General features: G+C 73.9%; 6 protein-coding genes. 5 read left to right on the top strand and 1 reads right to left on the bottom strand.

Annotation, left to right across the window (positions count from 1 at the left end; translation table 11 throughout):
- Both ETD85_RS64090 and ETD85_RS56755 read left to right on the top strand, forming a co-directional pair.
- Window positions 1–513: glycoside hydrolase family protein (locus ETD85_RS64090; protein WP_206059524.1), on the top strand; the 513-nt coding region annotated here is incomplete at its 5' end.
- Window positions 514–561: 48 nt separating this feature from the next.
- Window positions 562–1494: a pentapeptide repeat-containing protein gene (locus ETD85_RS56755; RefSeq protein WP_138698140.1), complete on the top strand. Its 933-nt coding sequence runs from the start codon at window positions 562–564 to the stop codon at window positions 1492–1494.
- Window positions 1495–1522: 28 nt separating this feature from the next.
- Here ETD85_RS56755 and ETD85_RS56750 read toward each other — a convergent pair whose 3' ends face one another.
- Window positions 1523–3442: a glycoside hydrolase family 127 protein gene (locus ETD85_RS56750; protein ID WP_138698139.1), complete on the bottom strand. Its 1920-nt coding sequence runs from the start codon at window positions 3440–3442 to the stop codon at window positions 1523–1525.
- A gap of 126 nt (window positions 3443–3568) precedes the next feature.
- Here ETD85_RS56750 and ETD85_RS56745 point away from each other — a divergent pair, with 126 nt between their 5' ends.
- The 3 genes from ETD85_RS56745 to ETD85_RS56735 are packed head-to-tail and all read left to right on the top strand — an operon-like array spanning window position 3569 to window position 9071.
- Entirely contained in the window at window positions 3569–5281 is a 1713-nt protein-coding gene (locus tag ETD85_RS56745) for a glycoside hydrolase family protein (protein WP_138698138.1), read from the top strand.
- Window positions 5275–7983 carry an alpha-L-rhamnosidase gene (locus ETD85_RS56740; RefSeq protein ID WP_138698137.1) on the top strand — a complete coding sequence of 903 codons (2709 nt, stop codon included), beginning with the start codon at window positions 5275–5277 and terminating at the stop codon, window positions 7981–7983. The genes ETD85_RS56745 and ETD85_RS56740 overlap by 7 nt, the downstream gene beginning before the upstream one ends.
- Window positions 7971–9071 carry a GDSL-type esterase/lipase family protein gene (locus ETD85_RS56735; protein ID WP_170247399.1) on the top strand — a complete coding sequence of 367 codons (1101 nt, stop codon included), beginning with the start codon at window positions 7971–7973 and terminating at the stop codon, window positions 9069–9071. Before ETD85_RS56740 ends, ETD85_RS56735 begins: the two co-directional genes overlap by 13 nt.
- The last annotated feature ends 2 nt before the right edge of the window (window positions 9072–9073 follow it).

Here is a 9073-nt window from a genome sequence, read left to right as displayed (position 1 = left end):
GGGCCGGACGGGCGGCGGGTGGGGGTGCCGTGCGAGGACGTGCTGATCGAGGACTGCGAGATGCGATACCGGTACGGGTCCGTCGCGATCGGGACGGACACGACCGGCGGGATCAGGAACGTGTTCGTGCGCCGCTGCCGGTGGGGCGGGCCCGGGCTGTACTTCGGGCTGTACATCAAGACGAACTCGGTGCGCGGGGGGTTCGTGGAGAACGTCTTCGTCAAGGATGTCGAGGTGAGCGAGCTGACCAAGGAGGTCGTCTCGATCGACCTCTACCACGGCGACGGGCACAACGGGGACGACCCGCCGCCGGTGCGCAACGTCCACGTGGCGGGGGTGCGCAGCGATCGGACGCGGAGCGCGTACCTGCTGCGGGGGTACCCCGAGCAGCCGCTGCGGGGGATCACGATCAGGGACAGCTCGTTCGCGCGGGTGTCGCGGGCGGATGTGGTGAGCGACGTGGAGGAGCTGTCGGTCACGGGCGTCACGGTCGGTGAGGGTTCCGTCGCCTGACAGGGGAATGCTCTCGCCAGCGTGACCGGTGGATCACATAATGCCGACATGATGTGGCGTCGGAGTTCCACCGGCCAGCCGACCGCCCCGCTGACGCGGGCGGAGTTCGACGCGCTCCCCGCGAAGGATCGCGCGGAGCTGCACAACAGTGCCACCGAGAGCCGTCGTCAGCTCATCACCACGCTGGTCCAGATCGCGACGACTCTCGGGGTGCTGATCAGCCTGCTCCTGACGGCTCAGGGGCTCGCGCAGACGGCCCAGTCGATCGACGCCGCGCGGGAGGAGCAGCGGGTCGCGCGGGAGGGGCTTGCCGTCACGCGGAAGGGCCAGATCAGCGACCGTTTCGGCAGAGCTGTCGAGCAGCTCGCCAGCAAGAGCCTGGACGTGCGGGTCGCCGGCATGTTCGCCCTCGAAGGGGTCGCCAGGGAGGAAACCTCCTACCGGGAGGCCACGACCGACCTGCTCGCCACCTACGTCGTCGGGAACGGCCGCAAGGGGGCGTCGCTTCAGCCGCGCGACATCCAGGGAGCGCTCGCGGTGCTGGGCCGGACCCGGCCCGCCGACCCGAAGACCGGATGGCTGCAGCTGGCCCGTGCCCAGATCCCGGGCGCCCGGCTGCGGGGGCTCTACCTGGCCCGGTCCAATCTCATGCAGGCCGATCTGAGCCGGGCGCTCATCCATGAGTCGGACCTGTCCGGGGCCGACCTGCGCGCCGCCGGTTTGAAGGACGCCTTCCTGATCGGGTCCTCATTCGCCGACGCCAATTTCAACCTGGCCGATCTGAGCAAGGCCACGCTCACGTCGGCCGATCTGAGCCGCGCCAATCTCTACGCGGCGGACCTGACCGGGGCCAGCTTCTACGATGTGCAGCTGGCCGGCGCCGAGCTTGGTTACGCCAAGCTGAGCGGGGCGACCGGGTTACCGCCCGTCGCCAAGCTCAAGAAGATCGTCAAGTGGAACTCCCACACCGTGTGGCCCTGACCAGGGCGCACGCTGTCGGGGGTGGGGGTCAGTGCATCGGGGCCCAGACCGTCATGGGTCCGATGCCGCGGTTGGCCCAGGCGTAGTACGGCACGAACGTCAGCTCGATCGGGCCCGCGTGCTCCGGCTCCTGAGGCGCGGTGGCGGTGCGGTACGGGAAGCCGCCGTCGTCCTCCCGGTGCACGTGGGCCCGGCCCCGGGCGCGGACCGGCACCACCTCGGGGGGCAGCCCGGGGATCGGGGTCCCGTCGCGCAGGTCCGCGGACGCCACGCACAGGTCGTCCACGACGACGCCGGGGTGGTCGGCCTGTTCCAGGCAGTAGACCAGCGGGCCGCGCTCGACCGCGACCTGCCCGCGGGCCACGTCCAGCCTGGGCACGGCCGACGTCAGGCGGGGCCGGATCCCCAGGTCCAGGGTGATCCGGTCGCCCGGCCGCCACGTGCGCCGGATGCGGTGGTAGGTGCCGGGCTCGGCGTCCGCGGTCAGGGAGCCCTGGCCGGCGCCCGTGGCCGGGCCGGCGGGGCCCGGCGTCACGACCGCGGCGTCCGCCCACGACGGGATCCGGGCCGAGAGCGTCCACGGGTGGCCGGGGGTCTCGCGCACCACGATCTCGACGCGCCCGTCCCACGGGTAGCCGGTCACCACCTCCAGCAGCACCTCCCCCGCCCGGACCGTGCCGGACGCGTACAGGTGGAGCTGGACGCCGTCGCCGTCCTGGGTGGCGAGATAGTGGCCGAGGGAGGACAGCAGGCGCATGACGTTGGGCGGGCAGCAGGCGGTGCCGTACCAGTCCTGGCGGCCCCTGGCGGGGGCGCGCCGGTCGTCGGGGTTGGCGCCGGCGCGCACCCGCAGCGCGTTGACGTAGAAGAAGCGGTCGCCGCCGAGGGAGATGCCGGGCAGGACGGCGTTGTACAGGGTGCGTTCCATGAGGTCGGCGAAGGCCGGGTCGCCGGTGGCGAGGAGCATGCGCCAGGACCACTGGACGCTGCCGATGGCGGCGCAGGTCTCGCAGTAGGCGGTCTCGGGGGCCAGCTCGTGCGGCCCGCCGAACTGCTCGCCGTACCACTGGGAGCCGAGACCGCCCGTCAGGTACGTCTTCGTGGCCACCATCTCACGCCACTGACCCTCCAGCGCCGCCAGCAGCTCCCGGTCCGAGGTCTCCGCGGCGACGTCGGCCGCCCCGGCGGCCAGGTACACGGCGCGCACGGCGTGGCCCTCGACCGTGGTGGCCGCCCGCAGCGGCACCCGGTCCTGGCGGATGCCGGGCCCGTGGTGTCCCTTGAGCGGGAGCCGCTCCCGCCCACGGCTGGTGACCATGCGGGTGGCCAGCTCCAGGTACGGGCGGGCGCCGGTCTCCCGGTAGAGCTCGGCCAGGCTGGTCTCGATCTCCGGATGCCCGTCGAGCGCGTCCTCGGGCAGGTCCTTGACCAGGTGGTCGGCGAAGCGGGTGGCGACCTCCAGCAGCCTGCGGTCGCCGGTGGCGCGGCTGCCCGCGACGGCGGCCTGCATGAGGTGGCCGGCGCAGTAGAGCTCGTGGCTGGAGGCCAGGTCGGAGTAGCGCTCGCGGCCGGTGAGCTGGGTGTGGGTGTGCAGGTAGCCATCGGCGCGCTGGGCGGCCGCGACGAGCTCCACCGCCTCCTCGTACGCCGCCCGCAACCGCTCGTCGTCGGCCCGGCCGCGCTCCCAGGCCACGGCCTCCAGCCACTTGTAGACGTCGGAGTCGGCGAAGACCTTCCCGCGGTGCTCCCCTCCGGCACCGCGGGCGGCCAGCTCCAGGTTGGCGAAGGCGCCGGACTCGCGGATCCGCTCGCCGCCCAGCGGGATCGTCACCTCGCGGTTGACCCGCTGCCGCGCGCCCCAGAAGCCGCCCTCGATGCGCCCTCCTGCGGCGGGCCGCAAGGTCACTGCCGCCTCCGGGCGCGGACGCACCACCGAATCATCGCTCATGCCGTCATCCTGCCTCAGCCCTACATATCCAACAAGATACGAATATATATGCACATCTTGACGGCACGCACGGGGCGAAGGAGGGTGGGTGAGACATTTATGCACACTTGAATATTTATGTGAGGGATGGACATGCCGGATATCCCCGACACGGTGCTGCTCGAAGAACGGGCGGCGCTGGCGATGAACGCGGTGGCCGGGCTGCCGGACGAGGACATGGGCGGCATCCCGTACTTCAGTGCCGACCTGCTGGCCCGCCCGGCGGTGCTGCGGCACGGCGACTGGGACTGGGGCTCCAGCCACGGCCGGCTGCTCGACGCCTGCCTGCTGGCCAGGCACATGACGGGCAAGGACACCTGGCGGGACGTCGAGCGGGGCTTCCGGAGCAGGCTCACCGGCTTCTTCGGCGCGGACGGGCTGAGCTACCGGCTGGCCCGCCCCGAGGTGGGCTGGCCGGCCAACGCCAACCTCATCGACCAGCGGGCGGTGCTGCTGTCGCTGACCACGTGGTTCGTCTCCGACGGCGATCCGGAGGCCAGGAGGCTGGTGGACCGGCACGTGGCCGCGCTGAAGCGGATCGCGATCAAGGAGCGGGACGTGTGGTTCTACCCCGCCTCCGAGTACACCCGGGACGGCTGGCCCTCGCCCAACGCCATCGCGCTGCACCTCGCACCGGACCCGGCCTCCTTCAGCGGCCGGCTGATCATGCCGCTGCTGCGCTACCACCAGGCCACGGGCAACGAGGACGCGCTGGAGCTGTGCGGCTGGTTCGCCCGGCTGATCGTGCACAAGAGCGGCGTGTTCAACGAGGACGGCAGCTTCAACCCCGCGCGGGCCTACCGCAGCGGCCACTTCCACACCCGCCTCGGCACGCTCGAAGGTCTCGCCCGGTACGCCGCGCACACCGGCGACCACGAGCTGACCGCGTTCGTGCGCCGCGCCTACGACTGGGCCCTCGGCCAGGCCACCGCGTTCGGCTGGACGCCTGGCGACCTGGCCGACCAGCGGTACGAGCACGAGAGCTGCTCCCTGGTGGACCTCATCGGCACCGGCACCACGCTGGCCGGGTCGGGGCACACCGCCTACTGGGGCGTGGTCGAGCGGTTCCTGCGCAACCACCTCGTCGAGTCGCAGCTGCTCGACCTGAGCTGGGTGGAGTCCGCGCCCGACGCCTCGGGCGACGAGCCGGGCTGGACGACGCACGTACGGGTGGGCGAGCGCGTGCTCGGCGCCTTCGCCGGGTACGGCGCCCCCAACGACTACGTCTGCGACGTCGAGCTCGGGCGCGGGCACACCGCCGACGTGCAGGCGTGCTGCGTCGGCTCCGGCGTACGCGGCCTGTTCTGGGGCTGGAACTCCATCGTCACCGCCGGCGACCGCGTGACCCGCGTCAACCTGCTCCTCACCAGGGCCACCCGGCAGGTCACCGTGCTCAGCCACCTCCCCCACGAGGGCCGGGTGGACCTCGACGTGCACGAGGACCTGCCGGAGCTGCGGATGCGGGTGCCCGCCTGGGCCGGGTACGCCAGGGTCCGCGTCTCCCGCGAGACGGGCGGCTTCGAGGGCGGCCAGGCCGGGGCGTGGGCGCCGGACGGCTACCTGTCGATCCCAGCGCCCCGGAAGGGCGAGCGCGTGACCGTCACCTTCCCCGTGCCGGAGACGACGAGCACCGAGGTCGCGGCGGGCCGCGAGTACCAGGTGCGGTGGCGGGGCGACGACGTGATCGGGATCAGCCCCGAGGGGACCGCGCGCCCGATGTACAGCGGGCGCAAGGTCCATCCGACCGCCCCGCGCCGGGACTACGAGCTGGCCCGGCCCGCCAAGGAGTGGACATGGTGAACGACCTGAGCGCCGTGCGATCGCCCGGGGTGGACGGCTGGTCGCTGCCACAGCCGCGGGCCGCCGCGACCCTGCGCCCGTACGACCTGCGCTGCGAGCACCGCCGGACCCCGCTCGGCATCGGCACGCCGACCCCGAGACTGGCCTGGCGGCTGGCCTCCGGCCGGCGCGGGGACGCCCCGGCCGGCCACCGGATCCGGGTGCGGGGGCCCGGCGACGTCCTGGCCTGGGACAGCGGGTGGATCGACGGCCAGGACGTGAGCGTGGACTACGGCGGCGCGCCGCTGGTGTCGTTCGCCCGCTACACCTGGCAGGTCGAGGTCCGCGACGGCGGGTCCGCGCGGTCGTGGTTCGACACGGGGGTGCTGCACGCCGGCGAGTGGCGGGCGGCCTGGATCGCGCACGACCCCGAGACCGAGCCGCCGTTCGAGCCGCCCACGGACGACCGCGAGCCCCGCACCGTCCGCACGTCGCACCTGCCCGCGCCGCGCTACTTCCGGCGCGTCGCCGACCTGCGCCCCGCCACCGCGATCCGCGTCGCCGCCACCGCCCGTGGCCTGTACGAGCTGCGCGTCAACGGCCACCGTGTCGGCGACGGCGAGCTGACCCCGGGGTGGACCGACTACCGGCAGCGCGTCCCGTACCAGGTCTACGACGTCACGGACCTGGCCGGTGACGGGCCGCTGTGCGTCGGGGCGGTGCTGGCCGACGGCTGGTGGTCGGGCAGCCTCGGCTGGGACGGCCGGCAGCAGGCCCAGCGCTACGGCCGGGCCCCGCAGCTCCTGGTCCAGGTCGTGGCCGAGCACGCGGACGGCTCCCGTACGGTGATCGGCACGGACGGGAGCTGGCGCGAGACGACGGGCCCGCTGCGCTACGCCGACCTGCTCATGGGCGAGTCGTACGACGCCCGGCTGGAGCACGACGGCTGGGACCTGCCCGGCTTCGACGACTCCTCCTGGGCTCCGGCCCGCGTCGCGGACACCGATCACAGCGTGCTGGTGCCGTCGGCCGCCGAGCCCGTACGCGTGACGCAGGACCTCGTACCCGTCGAGATCAGCACCCGCGACGGCCGCACCATCGTGGACCTCGGCCAGAACATCGCCGGCCGGGTACGCCTGACGCTGCGCGGCGCCGAGCCGGGCACGCGCGTCACGCTCAGGCACGGCGAGGCCCTGACCGCCGGCGGCGACCTCTACACCGAGAACCTGCGCTCGGCCGAGGCCACCGACCACTACGTGGCGGCGGGGCGGCCGGAGGAGACGTTCGAGCCGCGCTTCACCGTGCACGGCTTCCGCTACGTCGAGGTCACCGGGCACGCCGGCTTCGACCTCGTCGGGCGGGCGATGCACTCGGACACGCCGGTGGCCGGCGAGTTCTCCTGCTCCGACGCCACGGTGCGGCAGCTCATGAGCAACATCCGGTGGAGCCAGCGCGACAACTTCGTGTCCGTGCCGACCGACTGCCCGCAGCGCGACGAGCGGCTCGGCTGGACGGCGGACGCGCAGGTGTTCCTGGCCACCGCCTGCTACAACGCCGACGTGGCGGCCTTCTTCACCGGCTGGCTGGCCGATCTGCGCTGCGCGCAGACCGCCGAGGGCGCGGTCCCGGACGTGGTGCCGCACGTCATGACCGAGCGGCACGGCACGCCGGGCTGGGGCGACGCCGCCACGATCGTGCCGTGGCGGCTCTACCAGGTGTACGGGGACGAGCGGGTGCTGCGCGACAGCCTGCCCAGCATGCGGCGGTGGGTGGACCACGTCGAGCGCCACAACCCCGGCCTGATCTGGCGCGACCGGGTCGGCAGCCACTACGGCGACTGGCTGCAGGCGGGCGTGACCACCTCGCGCGACGTGCTGGCCACCGCCTACTTCGCGCTGAGCGCGGACCTGACCGCGAAGGCGGCGCGGGTGCTGGGTGACCACGCGGCGCACGACCGGTACGCGGGGCTCCGCGCCCGCATCGGGGAGGCGTTCGTGCGCGAGTTCGTGTCGCCGGACGGGCGGGTCACGGGCGACACGCAGACCGGCTACCTGCTGGCGCTGGCCCACGACCTGGTGCCCGCCGAGCTCGTCCCCGCCGCCGTCGCGCACCTGGTGGCCGACCTGGAACGGCGGGGGCGGCGGCTGACCACCGGCTTCGCCGGGGTGGGCCTGCTCGGGCCGGTCCTGTCGGCCCACGGGCACGCCGACCTGGCGTACGCGCTGCTGCACGACGACCGGTACCCGTCGTGGGGGTACTCGATCAAGCGGGGGGCCACCACGATCTGGGAGCGGTGGGACGGCTGGACGGAGGAGTCGGGCTTCGGTCCAGTCGCGATGAACTCCTTCAACCACTACGCGCTCGGCTCGGTCGGCGAGTGGCTCTACAGCGGGGTGGCCGGGCTCGGGCAGGAGGAGGGCTCGGCGGGCTTCCGCCGGCCGCTCATCCGGCCGCTGGTCGGGGGGACGCTGCGGTGGGCCTCGGCCGCGTACGAGACGCCGCTGGGGCGGCTGGCCGGCCGATGGGAGGTGGACGCGGGGACGCTGCGGCTGGAGGTCCAGATCCCGCCCGGCGCGGTGGCCACCGTGCACGTCCCCACCACCGACCCCGCGTCGGTACGCGAGTCCGGCGGGCCGGTGGCCGGGCTGTCCAGGACCGAGACCGCGCTGGTCTGCCGGGTGGGCTCCGGCGCTCACTCCTTCACCGCGGCGTGGGAGCGCTGAGTCGCGGCGGCCGTCCGGTCACCACCTGGGCGGCCGCCGCCGAGCGGCTCGGGGGCGCGTTGCGCGAGCTGACGGTCCGGAACGTGGTGCGGACCACCGTGGGCGGGACCGGGCTGCGGGTGCGGCTGACCAACGCGTTCGGGGACCGGGTGGTGACGTTCGGGGCCGTGTACGCGGGGGTGCCGAGGGCGGGGGCGGCGCTGGAGCCCGGCTCGAACCGGCGGCTGCTGTTCGGCGGCCGGCTCGGGGTGAGCCTGGCCCCGGGGGCGACGGTGCTCAGCGATCCGCTGCCGGGGGTCGTGGGCGCCCGGCAGCGGCTCGCGGTCAGCGTGTACCTGCGCGGCGAGGGCGGCGTCCTGACCGGGCGCAACCGCGCTACGGCGCCGGCTCGTGCGGGTGAGTGCGCTGCGTCGCCCGCGTACCGGTCGGTCCCCGGTGATCACGCGGGGGACGGGGACGGGAGCGCGTACGAGCGGGAGGTGACGAGCTGGCACTGGCTGGACGCGGTAACGCTCTGCGCCCCAGCCGAGGCTCCGGGCGCGGGTGATTCCTGGGCGGGCGCGTCCGGCGTGGGGGTGCCGGGCGTGGGGGCGCTGGGCGTGGCGGTGCTTGGGGACTCGATCGCCACCGGGGTCGGGTCCGAGACCGGCCACGGCTGGCCTGACCTGCTGGCGGACCGGGCGTTCCGGGCGTCGTGGCCGCTGGCCGTGGCCAACGAGGGCGTCTCCGGCGGGTGCGTGCTCACCGCCGGCACCGGGCGATCGGCCGAGGAGCGGCTGACCGCCGAGGTGCTGACCAAGCCGGGCATCGGCACCGTGATCCTCGCGGCGGGCATCAACGACCTCGGCGCGGGCGCGCGGGCGGAGGACCTCGTCGCCGCCTACCGCCGCATCGTGGCGACGGCGCACGCGGCCGGGGTCGGCGTGGTCGGCGCCACGCTCACCCCGTTCGCGGGCGCCGAGTACCACACCCCTGCGGGCGAACGGGCCCGCCAGGCGGTGAACGCCTTCGTCCGCGAGGGCGGCGCGTTCGACGGGCTGGCCGACTTCGACGCAGCCCTCCGCGACCTGTCTCTTATACAAATCTGACG

The organism is Nonomuraea zeae, assembly GCF_005889725.1.
Classification (GTDB): Bacteria; Actinomycetota; Actinomycetes; order Streptosporangiales; family Streptosporangiaceae; genus Nonomuraea; species Nonomuraea zeae.
The sequence above is the reverse complement of the archived record's forward strand: the minus strand, read 5'-3'. Positions and strand labels throughout refer to the sequence as shown.